Below are 19,476 nucleotides of genomic sequence, written 5' to 3'. Positions count from 1 at the left end.
GGGAACGATCCGGCAACGGCGGGCGTCTTCCCCCTGTGAGGACCGCGAGGTCTTCACCGCGCGGCCGCCCTCCCCGGAGCGCACCCGGACCGGATCGGGGGGCCACCTACTCCTTACGCCTGACACGGCGAAGGATCAGTCGTCCTGGAGGAGGAGCGCATCCGTACTCGAACAGTGCGGTAATGGAAGCAGGGCCCGTACTGTGGGTCCTGTCGGTGACCTGGAGCACAGTCCGTCTAGAAGGGGGCGCGCGAAGCCCATGAGCGGTGTCATGAAGCGTATGGGGATGATCTTCCGCGCGAAGGCGAACAAGGCCCTGGACCGGGCCGAGGACCCGCGCGAGACCCTCGACTACTCGTACCAGAAGCAGCTGGAGCTGCTTCAGAAGGTGCGCCGCGGCGTCGCCGACGTGGCGACTTCCCGCAAGCGCCTGGAGCTGCAGCTGAACCAGCTCCAGGGACAGTCCGCCAAGCTGGAGGACCAGGGCCGCAAGGCCCTCGCCCTCGGCCGCGAGGACCTGGCCCGCGAGGCCCTGTCCCGCCGCGCCTCGCTTCAGCAGCAGGTCAGCGACCTGGAGGTGCAGCACCAGACCCTCCAGGGCGAGGAGGAGAAGCTGACGCTGGCCGCCCAGCGGCTCCAGGCCAAGGTGGACGCCTTCCGCACCAAGAAGGAGACCATCAAGGCCACGTACACGGCCGCCCAGGCGCAGACGCGGATCGCGGAGTCCTTCTCCGGCATCTCCGAGGAGATGAGCGACGTCGGCCTGGCCATCCAGCGGGCCGAGGACAAGACCGCCCAGCTCCAGGCCCGCGCCGGCGCGATCGACGAGCTGCTGGCCTCCGGCGCGCTCGACGACCAGAGCGGGCTGGGCTCCAAGGACGACATCCAGGCCGAGCTGGACCGCCTCTCCGGCGGTACGGACGTGGAGCTGGAGCTCCAGCGCATGAAGGCCGAGCTGGCGGGCGGCCCGTCCGCCCAGCAGCAGGCCATCGAGGGCGGCGCCCCCGGCACCGGCCAGCCGTCGCAGACCCAGCACCGGTTCGACAAGCAGTAGGACGGGGCCCGTCATGATTGTCCGCATCATGGGGGAAGGGCAGCTGGACGTCGCCGACGGCCACTTCGCCGAACTGAACGCGCTGGACGACGAACTCCTCGCGGAGCTGGAGTCCGGTGACGAGGAGGGCTTCCGGCGGACGCTGGGCGCCCTGCTCGACGCCGTGCGCAGGCTCGGCGCACCGCTCCCGGACGAGGTCCTGGAACCGTCCGAGCTGATCCTCCCCGGGCAGGACGCGAGCCTCGGCGAGGTCAAGGAGATGCTCAGCGACGACGGCCTGATCCCGGGCTGAACCGGCGTACGGCCACCGACACGGCGGACGGACGGGCCCGCCCCTTCCCGGGGCGGGCCCGTCGCGCGTGCTCACGGCTTGTCGGCGGGGGGTTTCTCCAGGGCCACGGCCGGATCCGGGGTCCCGCCGATGAAGTTCTCGAACCTGCGGCGCGGAATCGCCCAGCGCCGGTCGTGGTGGAAGGCGCGCAGCCCGGCCTTGGCCCGGGCCCGGGGACGGTTGGAGTAGAAGCGCTTGGCGTACGGGGAACCGGGCCGGGCCAGCCGGACCGCGCCGACCAGCGCGACGAACGGGATGACCGTCCCGAAGAAGGCGGTGCGGGCCTTGCCCTTCCACAGGGCGATCAGGGCCAGGAAGAAGTTCGTGGCCATGTTCATCGCCACCAGCCCGCGGCTCTGGCGTTCCGCGCTGGTGAGGTCGTTGACCCCGAAGGGCAGGAACCCGCCGAGCACCAGCGCCACCAGCGCGGCGGTCAGGACCACGATCTCCACGCTCTTGCGGCCCTGCTCGCTCCAGTAGACGTCGTCGAGGTGCAGGATCAGCGCGAACTCGTCCAGCACCAGGCCCGCGCCCAGCCCGAAGATCACCGCGGAGGCCAGCCCGCCGAAGCTGTGCCGGCCGCTGCCGATCGCGCCGAAGCCGCCGATGATCACGAGGATCACGCCGGGCACCACGTGGTGGACGTGCATCCCGCCCGGGGTGATGTTCTTGAAGGGCCCCCGCCCGGCCCGGATCAGCCGGGTGATCACACGGGTGACCAGGAACGACGTCACGAACGAGAGCAGCGCGAGCAGGAGCGGCAGCTTCTCCGGTTCGACGATGTTCCGATACCACCAGTGACCCATGCGCCGGCTCCCCTGTCGTGGCGACTCCCCTTTGGTCCGTAATGGGTAATTTACCGTCCGGAACCAGCGGGTACCGTTCTCGCCGATGACAGATTCGTTCGATGATCCGCCGCCGGTCCCGCCCTCGGAGCGCGCCTCCCTCGCCGACGGGCTCCGCTTCGCGTTCGGCACGCTCACCGTGCTCCCGGCCCGCGTCACCCGCTGGGACCGCCCGGCCGCCCGTACCGGCATGGCCTGCGCCCCGCTCGCCGGGCTGGCCGTCGGGCTGCTCGCGGCCGCGGCGGGGGCGCTGCTGCTGGTGGCCGGCGGCGGCCCGCTGCTCGCGGCGGCGGTGACCGTCGCCGTACCGGCCGCGCTGACCCGCGGCCTGCACCTGGACGGGCTGGCCGACACCGCCGACGGGCTGGGCAGCGCGAAGCCCGCCGAGGACGCGCTGCGGATCATGAAGCAGTCCGACATCGGGCCGTTCGGGGTGGTGACCCTGCTGCTCGTCCTGCTGATCCAGGCCGCGGCCCTGGCGGACGTGTACGCCGACAGCTGGGTCCGGGGGGCGCTCGCCGCCGTCCTGGCCGCCGTCACCGCCCGCCTCGCCCTGACCCTGGCCTGCCGCGACGGCGTTCCGGCGGCCCGCCCCGAGGGCCTGGGTGCGGCGGTCGCGGGCGTGGTCCCGCGCCGCCGCGCCGCCGTCGTCACCGCGCTCACCCTGGCGGCCGCCACGGCCGCCGCCCTCCCGCTGGGCCTGCCCGCCGCCGCGCGGACCGCGCTCGCGCTCTGCGCCGCGCTGTCGGCCGCGCAGCTCCTGCTGCGCCGCTGCGTGCGGCGCTTCGGCGGGGTCACGGGCGATGTGTTCGGCGCCCTCGCGGAGGTCGCGGCGACCACCACCCTGGTCGTCCTCGCCCTCGGCTGAACGCGCACCGGCCGGTCCGGGGCGGCGGGTAGGGTCAGCCCCGTGGAAGAGACGCCGACGACCATCAGGGTGCTGCTCGCCGACGACCAGGCGCTGCTGCGCAGCGCCTTCAAGGTGCTCGTCGACTCCGAATCCGACATGGAGGTCGTCGGGGAGGCCTCCGACGGGGCGCAGGCCTACGCCCTCGCCCGCGAACGCGGCGCCGACGTCGTGCTCATGGACATCCGGATGCCCGGCACCGACGGGCTCGCCGCCACCCGCATGATCAGCGCCGACCCCGAACTCGCCGGCGTCCGCGTCGTGATGCTCACGACCTTCGAGGTCGACGAGTACGTGGTCCAGTCGCTGCGCGCCGGCGCCTCCGGCTTCCTCGGCAAGGGCGCCGAGCCCGAGGAACTCCTCAACGCCATCCGCGTCGCCGCGGCCGGCGAGGCCCTGCTCTCCCCGGCCGCCACCAAGGGCCTGATCGCCACCTTCCTCGCGCAGGGCGGCCGCGAGGAGCGGGCCGCCGCCACCGGCGCGCACGCGCAGCGGCTCGCCGCGCTGACCGTCCGGGAACGCGAGGTCCTCGTCCACGTGGCCGCCGGTCTCTCCAACGACGGGATCGCCGGCCGGCTGGAGGTCAGCCCGCTCACCGTCAAGACGCACGTGAACCGGGCGATGGCCAAGCTCGGCGCCCGCGACCGCGCCCAATTGGTGGTCATCGCCTACGAATCGGGACTGGTCCGGCCCCGGGCGGAGTAGATCCGCATACTGCGGACGCGGTATGTGCCAGATAAGGACAGGACCTGGGGGCGACGCCGTGGCGTCCCGGCGTGAGCCAGGCTGAAGGCCCGCGCTTTCGTCACTGCAGAGAGATCCACGACCATGTCCTGGCTGTCCCGCTTCAGCCTGTCCCAGCGGGCGTTGATCGGCCTCGTGTCGATCGTCGCGCTCGTCTTCGGCGCCATCGCCATCCCGCAGCTCAAACAGCAGCTGCTGCCCTCCATCGAACTGCCGATGGTGTCCGTGCTCGCTCCGTACGAGGGCGCCTCGCCCGACGTGGTCGAGAAGCAGGTCATCGAGCCGATCGAAGCCACCCTCAAGGGTGTCGACGGCATCACCGGCATCACCTCGACCGCCAGCGAGGGCAACGCCCTCATCATGGCCACCTTCGACTACGGCGACAGCGGCACCAAGCAGCTCGTCGCCGACGTGCAGCAGGCCGTCAACCGGGCCCGCGTCCGGATGCCCGCCGACGTCGACCCCCAGGTGGTCGCCGGCTCCACGGACGACATCCCGACCGTGATCCTCGCCGTCACCGCCGACAAGGACCAGCAGGCGCTCGCCGACCAGCTGGAGAGCTCCGTCGTCCCCGTCCTGGAGGACATCGACGGCGTCGCGCAGGTCAGCGTCGACGGCGTCCGGGACCTCCAGGTCTCCGTCACCCCGGACAACGCCAAGCTCGCGGCCGCCGGCCTCGACGGCGCCTCCCTCGCCAAGGGCATCCAGGCGGGCGGCGCGACCGTCCCCGCCGGTTCCTTCGACGAGGCCGGCAAGAACCGGACCGTCCGCGTCGGCGGCGGCTTCACCTCGCTCGCCCAGGTGGAGGACCTCCGCCTGAGCCCCGGCCCCGGCAAGCCGGCCGTCCGCCTCGGCGACGTCGCCACGGTCAAGCAGGAGCCCGCCAAGGCCGTCTCCCTCACCCGTACCAACGGCAAGCCCAGCCTCGCCCTCGTCATCACGATGGACAAGGACGGCAGCGCCGTCGCCATCTCCGACGCCGTCAAGGACAAGCTCCCCGAGCTGCGTTCCACCCTCGGCGCCGGCGCCGACCTCGCCGTCGTCAGCGACCAGGGCCCGGCCGTAGCCAAGTCCATCTCCAGCCTCACCACCGAAGGCATGCTCGGCCTGCTCTTCGCCGTGATCGTGATCCTGGTGTTCCTGGCCTCGCTGCGCTCGACGCTGGTCACGGCGGTCTCCATCCCGCTGTCCGTCGTCCTCGCGCTGATCGTGCTGTGGACCCGCGACCTGTCGCTCAACATGCTGACCCTGGGCGCGCTCACCATCGCCATCGGCCGGGTCGTCGACGACTCGATCGTGGTCCTGGAGAACATCAAGCGCCACCTCGGCTACGGCGAGGAGCGCGAGGCCGCGATCATCACCGCGGTCAAGGAGGTCGCCGGCGCGGTCACCTCCTCCACGCTGACCACCGTCGCCGTCTTCCTGCCGATCGGCCTCACCGGCGGCATGATCGGCGAGCTGTTCGGCTCCTTCTCGCTCACGGTCACCGCTGCCCTGCTGGCCTCGCTGCTCGTGTCGCTCACCGTCGTACCGGTGCTCTCGTACTGGTTCCTGCGGGCCCCCAAGGGCGTGACGGCGGGCGACGCCGAGAGCGCCGCCAAGGCGCGCCGCGAGGCCGAGGAGAAGGAGGCGCGCAGCCGCCTCCAGCGCTTCTACGTACGGGTGCTGGGCTTCGCGACCCGGCGCCGGCTGACCAGTGTGGCCATCGCGGTCGTCGTCCTGTTCGGCACCTTCGGGATGACCCCGCTGCTGAAGACCAACTTCTTCGACCAGGGGGAGCAGGACGTCCTGACGGTCAAGCAGGAGCTGGCCCCCGGCACCTCCCTCGCCGCCAGCGACGAGGCGAGCCGCAAGGTCGAGAAGGTGCTGGCCGACGTCAAGGGCGTCAAGGACTACCAGGTCACCATCGGCTCCTCCGGCTTCCTCGCGGCCTTCGGCGGCGGTACGGGCTCCAACCAGGCCTCGTACCAGGTCACCCTGGAGGACTCCGGCGAGGGCGACGCCGTCAAGAAGGAGATCGAGGGCAAGCTGGCCGGTCTCGACGGCATCGGCGACACCCGCATCGTCGCCGGCAACGGCTTCGGTAACCAGAACCTCAGCGTGGTCGTCAAGGCCGGTGACGGCGAGGTCCTCGCCAAGGCCGCCGAAGAGGTCCGCGCGGAGGTCGCCAAGCTCAAGGACGTCACCGACGTACAGAGCGACCTCTCCCAGTCCGTGCCCCGGATCTCGGTGACCGCCACCCCCAAGGCCGCGGAGGCCGGCCTCGACCAGGCCGCGCTCGGCGCGATCGTCGCGCAGGCCGTCCGGGGCAACCCGGTGGGCAAGGCCGTGCTCGACGACAGCGAGCGCGACATCGTCATCCGCTCCGCGCAGCCGGCCACCACCCTGGCCGAGCTCCAGGCGCTCCCCGTCGGGCCGTCCAGGCTCGGCGACATCGCCGAGGTCAAGGAGGTCGCCGGCCCGGTCGCGACGACCCGGATCGACGGCGCCCGCGCCGCCACCATCACCGCCCGCCCGACCGGCGACAACACCGGCGCGGTCAGCGCCACGCTCCAGACGAAGCTCAAGGCGCTGAAGCTGCCGGACGGGGCCTCGGCCACCATCGGCGGTGTCTCCGAGGACCAGGACGAGGCCTTCGGCTCGCTGTTCCTGGCCATGTTCGCGGCCATCGCGATCGTGTTCATGCTGCTGGTCGCGACGTTCCGCTCGCTGGTCCAGCCGCTGATCCTGCTGGTCTCGATCCCCTTCGCGGCCACCGGCGCGCTCGGCCTGCTCATCGTCACCGGCACCCCGATGGGCGTCCCGGCGATGATCGGCATGCTGATGCTCATCGGCATCGTGGTGACCAACGCGATCGTTCTGATCGACCTGGTCAACCAGTACCGCCGACAGGGCCTCGGCGTCGTCGAGGCGGTCATCGAGGGCGGCCGCCACCGGCTCCGCCCGATCCTGATGACGGCCCTGGCGACGATCTTCGCCCTGCTCCCGATGGCGCTGGGCGTCACCGGCGAGGGCGGGTTCATCTCGCAGCCGCTGGCGGTCGTGGTCATCGGCGGACTGGTCAGCTCGACGCTGCTGACGCTGCTGCTGGTGCCGACGCTGTACACGATGGTCGAGCTCCGCAAGGAGCGCCGCCGCGCGAAGCGGGAGGCCCGCCGCGCGGCCGTCCCGCCCCAGGCGACCGACGCCGCCGAAACCCCGGCCAAGGCCTGACCCGTTCCGTAGGCCCTGGGCCCCGGTAGCCGCCTCGCGCGGCGACCGGGGCCCTACTCGTACTGGTGGTAGCAGCCGTCCTTGGCCGCCTCCGGAATGTCCGACCTGAACTCGTCAGGGAAGTTGTTGTCCTTGTTCCGGACCAGGTCCGTGATGGCGTCGTGCGAGAGCACGAGGCAGAACGGCTTCCTGAGCGGTTCGCGGTGGCTTGCGCGGTACACCGTCAGATTGCCGGTGTACCGCCCCGGCGCGAGGCGCCACTCCTCTGCCGTGAATCGGATGAACGGCTGGTGGATCTCTTCCTGTGTGACCGTGAACGGTCCGGGGTCGGAGAGGAACTCCCACCAGACCGCGTTCCTGTCCTCACGGAAGATCCATTGGACGGTGTCCTCCCAGTTGAACCGAGGCGTCATGGCCGGAGAGCCGAAGGTGTTGTCGGACCGGAGGCTCAGTTCGACGTCATTGATCATCTCCACGTTCTTCGTGTCGAAGCGCGTGGACACGGTCGGCTGGATGAAGACCGATGTGAAGCTCTCGTGCCAGCGCACCTTGATGACCCTGGGAAGGCTGACCTCCGTGTCGGGTTCGTCCGGAGGGAGCGCCGAGTACGTCAACCAGGAGAAGACCAGCGCGGCCGTCGCGGCGAGGGTGTTGATCCAGGGGTGCAACGTCTGCGCCCGAAGCCGGCGGCGACTCGGCCCGGTCTTCTTGAGACGGGTCATGGGACCACCCTCCGTGTCGGCGGAGGGGGCCGCACATCCGGCTGGGCCGCGTGGAGGAACGGAAAAGGGGGCGCCCGGAGGATCCCGGGCGCCCCCTCTCGGCGTAGGGCTACGGAAGGGCGAGCATGCGCTCCAGCGCGAGCTTCGCGAAGCTCTCCGTCTCCTTGTCGACCCGGATCTCGTTGACGAGGTTGCCCTCGGCGAGGGACTCCAGGGTCCACACCAGGTGCGGCAGGTCGATGCGGTTCATCGTCGAGCAGAAGCAGACCGTCTTGTCGAGGAAGACGACCTCCTTGTCCTGCGCGGCGAAGCGGTTCGCCAGTCGGCGGACCAGGTTCAGCTCGGTGCCTATGGCCCACTTGGAGCCGGCCGGGGCCGCCTCCAGCGCCTTGATGATGTACTCCGTCGAGCCGACGTAGTCCGCGGCGGCCACGACCTCGTGCTTGCACTCGGGGTGGACGAGGACGTTCACACCGGGGATCCGGGCGCGGACGTCGTTGACCGAGTCCACCGAGAAGCGGCCGTGGACCGAGCAGTGGCCGCGCCACAGGATCATCTTGGCGTTCCGCAGCTGCTCGACGGTCAGGCCGCCGTTCGGCTTGTGCGGGTTGTAGAGCACGCAGTCGTCCAGCGACATCCCCATGTCGCGGACCGCGGTGTTGCGGCCGAGGTGCTGGTCCGGCAGGAAGAGGATCTTCTCGCCCTGCTGGAACGCCCACTCCAGGGCCCGCTCGGCGTTGGACGACGTACAGATCGTGCCGCCGTGCTTGCCGGTGAAGGCCTTGATGTCGGCGGAGGAGTTCATGTACGAGACGGGCACCGTGACATCGGCCACGCCGGCCTCGGTCAGCACGTCCCAGCACTCCGCGACCTGCTCGGCGGTGGCCATGTCGGCCATGGAGCAGCCGGCGGCCAGGTCGGGCAGGACCACCTTCTGGTCGTCCGAGGTCAGGATGTCCGCGGACTCGGCCATGAAGTGCACGCCGCAGAAGACGATGTACTCGGCCTCCGGCCTGGCGGCCGCGTCCTTGGCCAGCTTGAAGGAGTCGCCGGTGACGTCGGCGAACTCGATGACCTCGTCACGCTGGTAGTGGTGGCCGAGGATGAAGACCTTGTCGCCGAGCTTCTCCTTGGCGGCACGGGCCCGCGCCACCAGGTCCGGGTCCGACGGCGAGGGCAGGTCGCCGGGGCATTCCACCCCGCGCTCGCTCTTCGGGTCGGCCTCGCGGCCGAGCAGCAGCAGGGCGAGGGGCGTCGGCTGGACGTCCAAGGGCTGGGCGGTGGTCACGACACGCACCCTTTCTGTTCTGCGACTGGGGACTTCTCTGAAGACATCGCTTCGACGCTTCGACTTCTCGTCTATTTGACGCTATCTATCATAACCGCTTCACGTCACTTTGACGATGGCGATAGTGTCGATGTGACGAATTCGCACCCGGAACCGGCCGTGCGTCCGGCGGGTCCACTCCTCCGCGCCGGTGTGCGAGCATGAATATCTGGAACAAGCGTCGGGTCAGGAATGAAACCCCGGCCCCGCTGGTTGCCATCGACGGCAAGAGTCCGACGTTTCCCCGCTCCCGGCGGGGAGCCGCCCACTTCGGGAGTGAATGCAGATGTCCGTACAGGACGACAAGACCACCGTGAGCGACGGCATCCTCCTGTCCGACGCCGCCGCCGAGAAGGTCAGGACCCTGCTGGAGCAGGAGGGCCGTGAGGACCTGGCGCTGCGCGTCGCCGTCCAGCCCGGCGGCTGCTCCGGCCTGCGGTACCAGCTCTTCTTCGACGAGCGCTCCCTCGACGGCGACGTCGTGAAGGACTTCGACGGCGTCAAGGTCGTCACGGACCGGATGAGCTCCCCGTACCTGCACGGTGCCTCGATCGACTTCGTCGACACCATCGAGAAGCAGGGCTTCACGATCGACAACCCGAACGCCACGGGCTCCTGCGCCTGCGGCGACTCCTTCAGCTAAGCCCGAAGACACGGAAGGGCCCGGCCACCGCAAGACGGTGGCCGGGCCCTTCCGCGTTCGTGTCTCCCGCCGGCCTGCCGGCCTACTGGCGGGGGAGCGGCTTGCCCGAGGTCGCGTCGAGGACCTTCCGGTCGCCCAGCGGCTGCTGGAGCGTGGCCGTGACGGTCATCTCCTGCGCGAGCATGATGCAGGACTGCCCCGGCTTGTTCGGGGTGTCGACGATCTTGACCATGACCGAACCGGACTCCTCCCGCGCCTCCAGGGCGTACGTGCTGCACGCGCTGCCCCAGAAGTTCACCGTCAGCTTCCGGTCGGCCTGCGCGTACGAGAATCCGGGCACGCTCCGTCCGTTCCCGGGCGCCGGGGCGTCGTCCCCGGCCGCCGCCGGCTGGACCACCGTGTGGTTCGGGGCGCCGTCCTTGCCGGCCACCTCGAACAGCCAGGCCGGCACCAGACCCCGCGCCCCGTCCACCGTCCCGGGCGTCAGCCCGAGCACGGCCCCCCGTACGGTCTCGGTCCGCGGCGGCTTCATCGGCCGGGGCTCCGGGTTGCACGGCGGGGTCTGCCCGGACCCGGCCGGGGCGTCCGGCTCCAGCGGGACCGAGGTCGCGCAGCCGCTCGGGCCGGGGCCGCTGTCGTCAGGGCCCTTCCCCTTGGCGTTCAGCCGGGTCAGGGCCTCGGCCGCGCCGACCAGCTTCTGCTCGCCCGCGCGGACCGGGGCCTTCAGCTCGCCGGACGCCGCCAGCACCTCGGAGCCGGGGCCGACGGTGATCTTCGTGGACCAGCCCCGCGTGGGCAGTCCGCCGACCACCGGGTCCGCCGTGACGACCCGGGCCGAACCCTCGGTGGCGCGGGCGTCCAGCGCGGCGCCGTCCTGGCCGGCGGCCGCGAGTACCGGGCCCGCGGCGGTCTTGGCGGCCTCCTCGGTCACCGGCCCGCCCTTCGGCGCCTTGCCGGGGCCCGCCTCCAGGGGGAGCGTGCCCGGACCACAGGTGTCCTTGCCGCGCGCGCAGTCGTCCCCGGCGCCGTTGCCCGGCTGGTAGCGGCTGAAGTTCCAGGTGCCCGGGGCCTTGAGGTTCACCGTCAGCCGGGGGCCGGAGCCGTCGCCGCCCTCCCCGGCCTGCCACATCTCGCCGGACAGCCGCGGGGCGCCCTCGATGCCGAGGGCCGCCGCGAGCCGGGCCACCTCCTCCGAGCCGGTCTCGCCCGTGGAGGCGTAGGCCGGCGCGCTCGCCGGGGCCTTCGGCAGGTCGCCCTCGGCCCGGTACGTCACCCCGGCTCCGCCCGGGTCCGGCTCGCCGGGGGCGATGCCCGGGCCCGAGGGCGCGACACGGGGCGCGGAGGCCGCGTTGTCACCCGTACGGCCGCCGCTCCCGCCGTCGCCGTGGGCCGTGGCCGCCCAGTACGCCGTACCGCCGCCCGCGAGCAGGACGGCGGCCGCGATCGAGCCGATGGCCCAGGCCGGCCGCCGTCGTGCGCCGCGTGTCGTGTCGGGTTGGGGTTCTTCGCTGGTCACCGCATCGCTCCTTCGCCTGTCCCGCTGGTCGCTTCGGGCTTGATGCGGGTGTGACGGAACCGGAGCGTTTCTGGTTCCCTGCCGTGGATCTACTGGTCGCCGTACGCGGCCGTGGCGGCGATCAGGCGGGCCGAGGCGGGCGGCACGCTGATCCCGTGGATCTGCGAGGGCGCCACCCGGTCGGGCCGGGGCCCGGCCGGGACCGCCCAGTGCGGGGCCATCCGGGCGCAGTCGCCCAGCAGCCGCGCGAACCCGGGGCGCCCCTCGGAGGCGTACTCGGTGTACCCGAACTCATCCGTGTAGGTCATGGAGGCACCGTAGGCACCCCGTCGGTGACGAAGAAAGAGCTACTACGGGGTAGTTTCATACGTTCGGTATCGACGCTGGTACCGGGTAGTTTTGACTGTCAGCTTGCCTTCCTTCGCAGGAGCGTCCACGCCGTGCGTATCGCAGTCACCGGCTCCATCGCCACCGACCACCTCATGACCTTCCCCGGCCGTTTCGCCGACCAGCTGGTCGCGGACCAGCTGCACACGGTCTCCCTCTCCTTCCTTGTCGACAACCTCGACGTCCGCAGAGGCGGTGTGGGCCCGAACATCTGCTTCGGCATGGGGCAGCTCGGCACCCGCCCGATCCTGGTCGGCGCGGCGGGCTCCGACTTCGACGAGTACCGCGCCTGGCTGGACCGGCACGGCGTCGACACCGAGTCCGTGCGGATCTCCGAGGTGCTGCACACCGCGCGCTTCGTGTGCACCACGGACTCCGACCACAACCAGATCGGCTCCTTCTACACGGGCGCGATGAGCGAGGCCCGGCTGATCGAGCTGAAGTCGGTCGCCGACCGGGTCGGCGGACTCGACCTCGTCCTCATCGGCGCGGACGACCCCGAGGCGATGCTCCGCCACACGGAGGAGTGCCGGACCCGGGGCATCCCCTTCGCGGCGGACTTCTCGCAGCAGATCGCCCGCATGGACGGCGAGAACATCCGCACCCTGATGGAGGGCGCGACGTACCTCTTCTCGAACGAGTACGAGAAGGGGCTCATCGAGTCGAAGTCCGGCTGGACGGACGAAGAGATCCTCGCCAAGGTCGGCACCCGGGTGACGACGCTGGGCTCCAACGGCGTCCGCATCGAGCGCGTCGGCCACGACCCGATCGTGGTCGGCTGCCCGGAGGAGACCGCCAAGATCGACCCCACCGGCGTCGGCGACGCCTTCCGCGCCGGTTTCCTCACCGGGCTGGGCTGGGGCGTCGGCCTGGAGCGGGCGGCGCAGGTCGGCTGCATGCTGGCCACGCTGGTCATCGAGACCCTGGGCACCCAGGAGTACACGCTGGCCCGCGCCCACTTCATGGAGCGCTTCACCAAGGCCTACGGCGAGAGCGCGGCCACCGAGGTCCGCGCCCACCTGGCGTAGCCCCCTCGGAGCGGGGCGGGGCGCCGGCCGGCGCCCCGCCCCACCCCGAAGCCGGCGTCAGCGCAGCCGGCGCACCGCGTACGCCACGCCCTGCCCGCGGGGGGACTCGCCCAGGTACGCGTGGCCCCGCAGCGCGCACCACGCCGGGATGTCCAGCCGCGCGACCTCGTCGTCCGACAGGACGGTCACGGTCCCGCCGACCGGCACCGAGGTGATCACCCGGGCCAGCTCGATCACCGGCTGCGGGCACCGCAGCCCCAGCGCGTCGACCTCCAGGGACTCCGCCACCGGCTCGGCCGCCGCCACCGGCTCCGCCACGCCCAGCTTCTCCCGGACCCCCGCCACCACACCCGGCAGCAGCTCCAGGAAGCCGTTGACCTCCTGCGCCGTCGTCCCGGCCGGCAGCGAGACCCGTACGTTGCCCTCCGACAGGACCCCCATCGCCCGCAGCACATGACTCGGGGTCAGGGTCGAGCTGGTGCAGGAGGACCCCGAGGACACCGAGTACCCCGCGCGGTCCAGCTCGTGCAACAGGGTCTCCCCGTCCACGTACAGGCAGGAGAAGGTGACCAGGTGCGGCAGCCGCCGCTCCGCGTCGCCCACCACCTCCACGTCCGGCACCAGCCGCGCCACCCGCCGCCGGATCCGGTCCACCAGCACCCGCAGCCGGGCCGCCTCCGCCTCCGCCTCGGCCCGTACGGCCCGCAGCGACGCCGCCGCGGCGACGATCGCCGGGAGGTTCCCGAAGCCGGGGGAGCGCCCCGACTCCCGCTCGTCCGCCGGACCTTGGGGCGAGAAGCGGACCCCCTTGCGCACCGCCAGCAGACCGACCCCGGGCGGGCCGCCCCACTTGTGCGCGCTGCCCGTCAGGATCGACCAGGCCCCCTCCACCGGCCCCCAGCCCAGCGACTGCGCCGCGTCGACGAGCAACGGCACCCCGGCCGCCCCGCAGAGCTCAGCCACCTCCGCCACCGGCTGGACCGTGCCCACCTCGTGGTTGGCGGACTGGAGGCAGGCCAGCGCCGTCCCGGAGGCCAGCGCCGCCGCGTACCCCTCCGGCGCGACCGCCCCCGTCCGGCCGACCGGGACCTCCGTCACCGAGCCGCCGGACGCCGCGTGGAGCTCCGCCGCGTGCAGTACGGAACTGTGTTCGACCGCCGACACGATCAGATGCCCGCCGACCCGCCGGCGCCCGGCGAGCGCCCCCGCGACGCCCGAGTGAACCGCGTGCGTCCCCGAAGGAGTGAACACGAGCTCGTCGGGACGACAGCCCACCGCCTCGGCGGCCGCCTCCCGCGCGGCGTCCAGCAGCAGCCTGGCGCGCCGTCCCTCCCGGTAGAGCCGGGCCGGATCGGCCCATCCCTCGTCCAGGGCGGCATGCAGCGCCTGACGGGCCACGGGGTGCAGCGGGGCGGCGGACGCGGTGTCGAAGTACGGCATCCGGCCACGCTAGCCGCCGACGGGTGACCTTCGAGGTCAGGGGCCGTCAGAAGGCCACCGGAGCCCACCATTCAGGGCTGGATGGACCGTCCCCCAGACGGCGGATCCATCCCTTCGGGGGCAGTAGCGGCGCGTTGGGCACCCTCCCCGCGCGACCCCAAATAGCGTCCAGTAGGGTTTGGTCCGCATAAACATCCAAACCCCTGCCTGCGTCAGGGCCGGCGACCGACCCGAATACGGCCGCGCCCGGCCGCGCGGGCCGAGACTCTCGGGAAGGCGCTACGTGAGTCCCTACGGCTCCGACCGCTCGCCGCGGCGCCCGATGCGGCGGAAGCTGCTCCAGGCGCTGACTGCGGGCGCGGTCCTGGCGACCGCCACTGGTTGCTCGTACAACTGGCAAGACTTCCCCCGCCTCGGAATGCCCTATCCGGTCACGGAGGAGGCGCCTCGCATCCTGTCCCTGTGGCAGGGGTCGTGGGCAGCTGCTCTCATCACGGGCATCCTGGTCTGGGGCCTGATCATCTGGAGCGTCATCTTCCACCGGCGCAGCCGGACGAAGGTGGAGGTCCCCCCGCAGACCCGGTACAACATGCCCATCGAGGCGCTGTACACCGTGGTCCCGCTCATCATCGTCTCGGTGCTCTTCTACTTCACCGCTCGTGACGAGTCGAAGCTGCTCGCGCTCACCCCGAAGCCGGCCCACACGATCAACGTGGTCGGCTACCAGTGGAGCTGGGGCTTCAACTACATCGAGAACGTCGACGGTGACGCCGTGACCCCGAAGGCGGGCGAGGTCCCCAAGGAGCTCGCCTCCATCCCGGACCGCTTCACCAAGGACTTCCCGGCGGGCGCCGAGGGCGTCTACACCAAGGGTGTCCCCGGTGAGCGCAACCCGGACACGAACAACCCGGGTCCGACCCTCTACCTGCCCAAGGGTGAGAAGGTCCGCTTCATCCTGTCGTCGAACGACGTCATCCACTCCTTCTGGGTGGTCCCCTTCCTGTTCAAGCAGGACGTCATCCCGGGCCACACCAACGTCTTCGAGGTCACGCCCAGCCAGGAAGGCACCTTCGTCGGCAAGTGCGCCGAACTCTGCGGTGTCGACCACTCCCGGATGCTCTTCAACGTGAAGGTCGTCTCGCCGGAGGAGTACCGGGCGCACCTGAAGGAACTGGCGGAGAAGGGCCAGACCGGCTTCCTCCCCGCCGGCATCAAGCAGACCGACCCGGCCCGGAATGCGGAAGTGAACAAACTGTGAGCATCCTCAACGAATCCCAGGGTGCCGCCGCCGACTCGTATGAGAACGAGCTGCCGGTGCGGCGCAAGCAGCCGGGCAATGTGGTCGTGAAGTGGATGACCACGACCGACCACAAGACCATCGGCACGATGTACCTGGTCACGTCGTTCGTGTTCTTCCTCATCGGCGGTCTCCTCGCGCTCTTCATGCGCGCAGAGCTGGCCCGTCCGGGCACGCAGATCATGTCGAACGAGCAGTTCAACCAGGCCTTCACCATGCATGGCACGATCATGCTGCTGATGTTCGCCACCCCGCTGTTCGCCGGCTTCGCGAACTGGATCATGCCGCTGCAGATCGGCGCGCCCGACGTGGCGTTCCCGCGGTTGAACATGTTCGCGTACTGGCTGTACCTCTTCGGCTCGTCCATCGCGGTGGCCGGCTTCGTGACGCCGAACGGCGCCGCCGACTTCGGCTGGTTCGCCTACTCCCCGCTGTCGGACGCCGTCCGCTCGCCGGGCATCGGCGCCGACATGTGGATCATGGGTCTGGCCTTCTCCGGCTTCGGCACGATCCTCGGCTCGGTCAACTTCATCACCACGATCATCTGCATGCGCGCGCCCGGCATGACGATGTTCCGCATGCCGATCTTCACCTGGAACGTGCTGCTGACCGGTGTCCTGGTCCTGCTCGCCTTCCCGGTGCTCGCCGCCGCGCTGTTCGCGCTGGAGGCCGACCGCAAGTTCGGGGCGCACGTATTCGACGCCTCGAACGGCGGAGCATTGCTCTGGCAACACCTCTTCTGGTTCTTCGGGCATCCAGAGGTGTACATCATCGCCCTGCCGTTCTTCGGAATCGTCTCGGAGATCATCCCGGTCTTCTCCCGCAAGCCGATGTTCGGTTACATCGGTCTGATCGGTGCGACGATCGCGATCGCCGGCCTGTCCGTGACCGTGTGGGCCCACCACATGTACGTCACCGGCGGTGTGCTGCTGCCGTTCTTCTCCTTCATGACCTTCCTGATCGCGGTACCGACCGGTGTGAAGTTCTTCAACTGGATCGGCACCATGTGGAAGGGCTCGCTGTCCTTCGAGACCCCGATGCTCTGGACGATCGGCTTCCTGGTCACCTTCACCTTCGGTGGTCTGACCGGCGTCATCCTGGCCTCGCCCCCGATGGACTTCCACGTCTCCGACTCGTACTTCGTCGTCGCGCACTTCCACTACGTCGTCTTCGGCACCGTGGTCTTCGCGATGTTCGCCGGCTTCCACTTCTGGTGGCCGAAGTTCACGGGCAAGATGCTGGACGAGCGCCTGGGCAAGATCACCTTCTGGACGCTGTTCATCGGCTTCCACGGCACGTTCCTGGTCCAGCACTGGCTGGGCGCCGAGGGCATGCCGCGTCGTTACGCGGACTACCTCGCGGCCGACGGCTTCACCACGCTGAACACGATCTCGACGATCAGCTCGTTCCTGCTGGGCCTGTCGATGCTGCCGTTCATGTACAACGTCTGGAAGACGGCCAAGTACGGCAAGAAGATCGAGGTCGACGACCCGTGGGGCTACGGCCGCTCGCTGGAGTGGGCGACGTCCTGCCCGCCGCCGCGGCACAACTTCCTCACCCTGCCGCGGATCCGCTCCGAATCCCCGGCGTTCGACCTGCACCACCCGGAGATCGCGGCCCTCGACCACCTTGAGGACCACAGCGTGGCCACCACGGCAGTCACCGGTGGCAAGGAGGCCGGCAAGTGAAGATCCAGGGCAAGATGTTCCTCTGGCTCTCCTTCTTCATCCTGATCATGGCCGTCGTGTACGGCGTGTGGTCGAAGGAGCCCGTAGGCACCACCGCGCTCTTCCTGGCCTTCGGCCTGAGCGTCATGATCGGCTACTACCTGGCCTTCACGGCCAAGCGCGTGGACGAGATGGCCCAGGACAACCTGGAGGCCGAGGTCGCCGACGAGGCGGGCGAGCTGGGGTTCTTCTCCCCGCACAGCTGGCAGCCGCTCTCGCTGGCCATCGGCGGTGCGCTCGCGTTCAGCGGCGTCATCTTCGGATGGTGGCTCATGTACTTCTCGGCCCCGGTCATCCTGGTCGGTCTGTGGGGCTGGGTGTACGAGTACTACCGCGGTGAGAACCAGAACCAGTAGGACCCGCAGCACCTAGGCAGCACCACCACGTGGGGCCCGGATACCTCGAACAGAGGTACCCGGGCCCCTCGTTTGCAGTCATCCCGCGCGCCGGATTTCTCATACCTTCATAGCGTTGGCTCCATGAAGCACTCACCGCGTCTTTGGACGGTACTCAGCTGCTCCCTGCTGGTCGCGTCCCTCGGGGCCGGCGCCACCGCATGCGGGTCGTCCGCCGACAACCCGCTGTCCGCCCGCCCGTACGACGCGGGCGATCACGTCGCTTTCAACCAGGTGGCCGGCAGCCGCCCCGTGGACCACACCAAGCCCCTGGAGATCACCGCCAAGAGCGGTGGGGGTCGGATCACCGACGTCACCGCCGTGGACACCCACGGCAGGCGCCTCGCGGGCGAGCTCTCCGCCACCGGGGACCGCTGGCACAGCACCGTCCCGATGGCCGCGGGCGTCCGCTACAACGTCATCGTGGGCACGGAGGACGAACGCGGGGCCCCGGGGCAGCGCACGATGTCGTTCGACACCACCCCGGCCAAGGGGGTCCTCAAGGTCGAATTCGGCCCGGAGGAGGGCAAATACGGCGTCGGACAGCCCCTCACCGCCGAGCTCAGCGAACCCGTCAAGGACAAGGCCGCCCGCGCCATCGTCGAACGGGGCCTGGTCGTCGACATGCCGGCCGGCGTCGTCGGCAACTGGTACTGGGTGGACGACAAGACGCTGCACTTCCGCCCGAAGGATTACTGGCCCGCCCACAGCACTGTCTCCGTACGGAGCAATCTGGAGGGCATCAAGGTCACCGACGAGCTCTACGGCGTCGCCTCCAAGCCGCTGACGCTGGAGATCGGCGACCGCGTCGAGGTCACCACGGACGCCTCCTCGCACTACCTGGAGTTCAAGCGCAACGGAGAAGTGATCAACACCATTCCGGTGACCACCGGAAAGCCCGGCTTCTCCACCCGCAACGGCATCAAGGTGGTGCTCGGCAAGCAGTACTTCGTCCAGATGCGCGGCGACACCGTCGGCATCGGGGGCAGCGAGTACTACAACCTGCCGGTGTACTACGCCACACGGGTGACATGGAGCGGTGAATACGTACACGCCGCGCCGTGGTCCGTCGGCTCCCAGGGCTACGAGAACGTCAGCCACGGCTGCACCGGGATGAGCACCGGCAACGCCGCCTGGTTCTACGAGAACATCACCGAGGGCGACATCGTCAGGGTGATCAACAGCATCGGCGACGACATGGACAACTTCGGCAACGGCTACGGGGACTGGAACCTCGACTGGAAGGACTGGCGCGAGGGCAGCGTGCTCCTCAAGGGCACCGAGGAAGGCCGCACCCCGACGGACCAGGCGCGCCTGCGCCCGCAGGTCTGAGCCCCGCCCAGGGCCCCCAGGACGGCCGCGGGGCCGGGCCGGGGGCCCTGCGGGCGGGTACGGCGGACACCGGTGCACGGGCGCCCCACAGCCTCACGGGCCCCGTGCACCGAGCCGTCCCCAGCCGCCGGGCCCGGGCGGCCCGGGCGGCTCAGGCGGCGGAAGAGGACAGCCGCGCCCTCAGCAGCCCCGCCAGGGCCCCCGCGAAGTCCACCGGGTCCACCGGAAGGGTGACCGCGGCGTCCGCCCGGCTCCAGGTGGCCAGCCAGGCGTCCTGCGGGCGCCCCATCAGCAGCAGCACCGGCGGACAGCGGAAGATCTCGTCCTTGATCTGACGGCACACGCCCATGCCCCCGGCCGGGACCGCCTCGCCGTCCAACACGCAGACGTCGACACCGCCCGCGTCCAGTTCGCTCAGGACCGCCGGAAGCGTCGCGCACTCCACGAACTCCACCGGCGGCAGGTCCGCCGCCGGCCTGCGCCCGGTCGCCAGCCGCACCTGCTCCCGGGTACCCGCGTCGTCGCTGTAGACCAGAACCCGCGCAGTCGCCCGCATTTCGTCCTCCAC

General features: G+C 70.5%; 18 protein-coding genes. 11 read left to right on the top strand and 7 right to left on the bottom strand.

Translation table 11 applies throughout. From position 1 onward, the window contains the following. Positions 1–259 precede the first annotated feature (259 nt). Both IE248_RS18015 and pspAA read left to right on the top strand, forming a co-directional pair. Positions 260–1,054 (top strand): PspA/IM30 family protein, encoded by a 795-nt coding sequence (locus IE248_RS18015; RefSeq protein WP_073780919.1) that lies wholly within the window; start codon positions 260–262, stop codon positions 1,052–1,054. Positions 1,055–1,067: 13 nt separating this feature from the next. Beyond that, positions 1,068–1,346 (top strand): PspA-associated protein PspAA, encoded by a 279-nt coding sequence (gene pspAA / locus IE248_RS18010; protein WP_008738854.1) that lies wholly within the window; start codon positions 1,068–1,070, stop codon positions 1,344–1,346. Positions 1,347–1,417: 71 nt separating this feature from the next. On the opposite strand, the gene IE248_RS18005 is transcribed toward pspAA, so the two are convergent. After that, positions 1,418–2,191 carry a hypothetical protein gene (locus tag IE248_RS18005; protein WP_008738853.1) on the bottom strand — a complete coding sequence of 258 codons (774 nt, stop codon included), beginning with the start codon at positions 2,189–2,191 and terminating at the stop codon, positions 1,418–1,420. Positions 2,192–2,276: 85 nt separating this feature from the next. Here IE248_RS18005 and IE248_RS18000 point away from each other — a divergent pair, with 85 nt between their 5' ends. From IE248_RS18000 to IE248_RS17990, 3 genes are all read left to right on the top strand, one after another. Further along, positions 2,277–3,098 (top strand): adenosylcobinamide-GDP ribazoletransferase, encoded by an 822-nt coding sequence (locus tag IE248_RS18000; protein WP_073798995.1) that lies wholly within the window; start codon positions 2,277–2,279, stop codon positions 3,096–3,098. A gap of 42 nt (positions 3,099–3,140) precedes the next feature. Next, positions 3,141–3,842, top strand: coding sequence for a response regulator (locus tag IE248_RS17995; protein WP_079196355.1), 702 nt, complete (start codon positions 3,141–3,143; stop codon positions 3,840–3,842). Positions 3,843–3,965: 123 nt separating this feature from the next. Next, positions 3,966–7,094, top strand: coding sequence for an efflux RND transporter permease subunit (locus IE248_RS17990; RefSeq protein WP_190031143.1), 3,129 nt, complete (start codon positions 3,966–3,968; stop codon positions 7,092–7,094). A gap of 53 nt (positions 7,095–7,147) precedes the next feature. Here the strand turns inward: IE248_RS17990 and IE248_RS17985 are convergent, their stop codons facing one another. Beyond that, positions 7,148–7,816: a hypothetical protein gene (locus IE248_RS17985; RefSeq protein ID WP_124288709.1), complete on the bottom strand. Its 669-nt coding sequence runs from the start codon at positions 7,814–7,816 to the stop codon at positions 7,148–7,150. A gap of 109 nt (positions 7,817–7,925) precedes the next feature. Beyond that, positions 7,926–9,113 (bottom strand): quinolinate synthase NadA, encoded by a 1,188-nt coding sequence (gene nadA / locus IE248_RS17980; protein ID WP_073798991.1) that lies wholly within the window; start codon positions 9,111–9,113, stop codon positions 7,926–7,928. A gap of 316 nt (positions 9,114–9,429) precedes the next feature. Between nadA and erpA the strand changes: the two genes are divergently transcribed. Continuing rightward, a complete protein-coding gene (erpA, locus tag IE248_RS17975) occupies positions 9,430–9,786 on the top strand; it encodes an iron-sulfur cluster insertion protein ErpA (RefSeq protein WP_008738845.1) in 357 nt (118 codons plus the stop codon). Between the two features lie 82 nt (positions 9,787–9,868). Here erpA and IE248_RS17970 read toward each other — a convergent pair whose 3' ends face one another. Together IE248_RS17970 and IE248_RS17965 are read right to left on the bottom strand one after the other, a co-directional pair. Continuing rightward, the gene (locus IE248_RS17970) at positions 9,869–11,302 is read right to left on the bottom strand and encodes a hypothetical protein (protein WP_190031142.1); all 1,434 of its coding nucleotides are present in this window, start codon (positions 11,300–11,302) and stop codon (positions 9,869–9,871) included. A gap of 89 nt (positions 11,303–11,391) precedes the next feature. Then, a complete protein-coding gene (locus IE248_RS17965; RefSeq protein ID WP_008738843.1) occupies positions 11,392–11,610 on the bottom strand; it encodes a hypothetical protein in 219 nt (72 codons plus the stop codon). A gap of 132 nt (positions 11,611–11,742) precedes the next feature. Here IE248_RS17965 and IE248_RS17960 point away from each other — a divergent pair, with 132 nt between their 5' ends. After that, entirely contained in the window at positions 11,743–12,717 is a 975-nt protein-coding gene (locus IE248_RS17960) for a carbohydrate kinase family protein (protein ID WP_073798989.1), read from the top strand. A gap of 57 nt (positions 12,718–12,774) precedes the next feature. Here IE248_RS17960 and IE248_RS17955 read toward each other — a convergent pair whose 3' ends face one another. After that, the gene (locus IE248_RS17955; protein ID WP_190031141.1) at positions 12,775–14,157 is read right to left on the bottom strand and encodes a cysteine desulfurase/sulfurtransferase TusA family protein; all 1,383 of its coding nucleotides are present in this window, start codon (positions 14,155–14,157) and stop codon (positions 12,775–12,777) included. 283 nt (positions 14,158–14,440) lie between these two features. Between IE248_RS17955 and ctaC the strand changes: the two genes are divergently transcribed. The 4 genes from ctaC to IE248_RS17935 all read left to right on the top strand — a co-directional run bounded on the left by ctaC (position 14,441) and on the right by IE248_RS17935 (position 18,908). Further along, positions 14,441–15,415: an aa3-type cytochrome oxidase subunit II gene (gene ctaC, locus IE248_RS17950; RefSeq protein WP_008738840.1), complete on the top strand. Its 975-nt coding sequence runs from the start codon at positions 14,441–14,443 to the stop codon at positions 15,413–15,415. Beyond that, positions 15,412–17,142, top strand: coding sequence for an aa3-type cytochrome oxidase subunit I (gene ctaD / locus IE248_RS17945; protein ID WP_008738839.1), 1,731 nt, complete (start codon positions 15,412–15,414; stop codon positions 17,140–17,142). The genes ctaC and ctaD overlap by 4 nt, the downstream gene beginning before the upstream one ends. Beyond that, positions 17,139–17,537: a cytochrome c oxidase subunit 4 gene (locus IE248_RS17940; protein ID WP_008738838.1), complete on the top strand. Its 399-nt coding sequence runs from the start codon at positions 17,139–17,141 to the stop codon at positions 17,535–17,537. Before ctaD ends, IE248_RS17940 begins: the two co-directional genes overlap by 4 nt. Positions 17,538–17,660: 123 nt before the next feature. Continuing rightward, positions 17,661–18,908, top strand: coding sequence for a L,D-transpeptidase (locus IE248_RS17935; protein ID WP_008738837.1), 1,248 nt, complete (start codon positions 17,661–17,663; stop codon positions 18,906–18,908). Positions 18,909–19,059: 151 nt separating this feature from the next. On the opposite strand, the gene IE248_RS17930 is transcribed toward IE248_RS17935, so the two are convergent. Beyond that, positions 19,060–19,464: a DNA-binding transcriptional response regulator gene (locus IE248_RS17930; protein WP_073780928.1), complete on the bottom strand. Its 405-nt coding sequence runs from the start codon at positions 19,462–19,464 to the stop codon at positions 19,060–19,062. Between the last annotated feature and the right edge of the window lie 12 nt (positions 19,465–19,476).

It is taken from the genome of Streptomyces goshikiensis (genome assembly GCF_014650555.1).
Taxonomy (GTDB): domain Bacteria; phylum Actinomycetota; class Actinomycetes; order Streptomycetales; family Streptomycetaceae; genus Streptomyces; species Streptomyces goshikiensis.
Note: the sequence above shows the minus strand (reverse complement) of the source record. Positions and strands in the feature narration are given on the sequence as shown.

What these genes read in the sequence shown, in the direction of transcription:
- IE248_RS18015 (WP_073780919.1), top strand. Translation starts at nt 260, where the DNA reads ATGAGCGGTGTCATGAAGCGTATGGGGATGATCTTCCGCGCGAAGGCG.
- pspAA (WP_008738854.1), top strand. Translation starts at nt 1,068, where the DNA reads ATGATTGTCCGCATCATGGGGGAAGGGCAGCTGGACGTCGCCGACGGC.
- IE248_RS18005 (WP_008738853.1), bottom strand. Translation starts at nt 2,191, where the DNA reads ATGGGTCACTGGTGGTATCGGAACATCGTCGAACCGGAGAAGCTGCCG.
- IE248_RS18000 (WP_073798995.1), top strand. Translation starts at nt 2,277, where the DNA reads ATGACAGATTCGTTCGATGATCCGCCGCCGGTCCCGCCCTCGGAGCGC.
- IE248_RS17990 (WP_190031143.1), top strand. Translation starts at nt 3,966, where the DNA reads ATGTCCTGGCTGTCCCGCTTCAGCCTGTCCCAGCGGGCGTTGATCGGC.
- IE248_RS17985 (WP_124288709.1), bottom strand. Translation starts at nt 7,816, where the DNA reads ATGACCCGTCTCAAGAAGACCGGGCCGAGTCGCCGCCGGCTTCGGGCG.
- erpA (WP_008738845.1), top strand. Translation starts at nt 9,430, where the DNA reads ATGTCCGTACAGGACGACAAGACCACCGTGAGCGACGGCATCCTCCTG.
- IE248_RS17965 (WP_008738843.1), bottom strand. Translation starts at nt 11,610, where the DNA reads ATGACCTACACGGATGAGTTCGGGTACACCGAGTACGCCTCCGAGGGG.
- IE248_RS17955 (WP_190031141.1), bottom strand. Translation starts at nt 14,157, where the DNA reads ATGCCGTACTTCGACACCGCGTCCGCCGCCCCGCTGCACCCCGTGGCC.
- IE248_RS17935 (WP_008738837.1), top strand. Translation starts at nt 17,661, where the DNA reads ATGAAGCACTCACCGCGTCTTTGGACGGTACTCAGCTGCTCCCTGCTG.
- IE248_RS17930 (WP_073780928.1), bottom strand. Translation starts at nt 19,464, where the DNA reads ATGCGGGCGACTGCGCGGGTTCTGGTCTACAGCGACGACGCGGGTACC.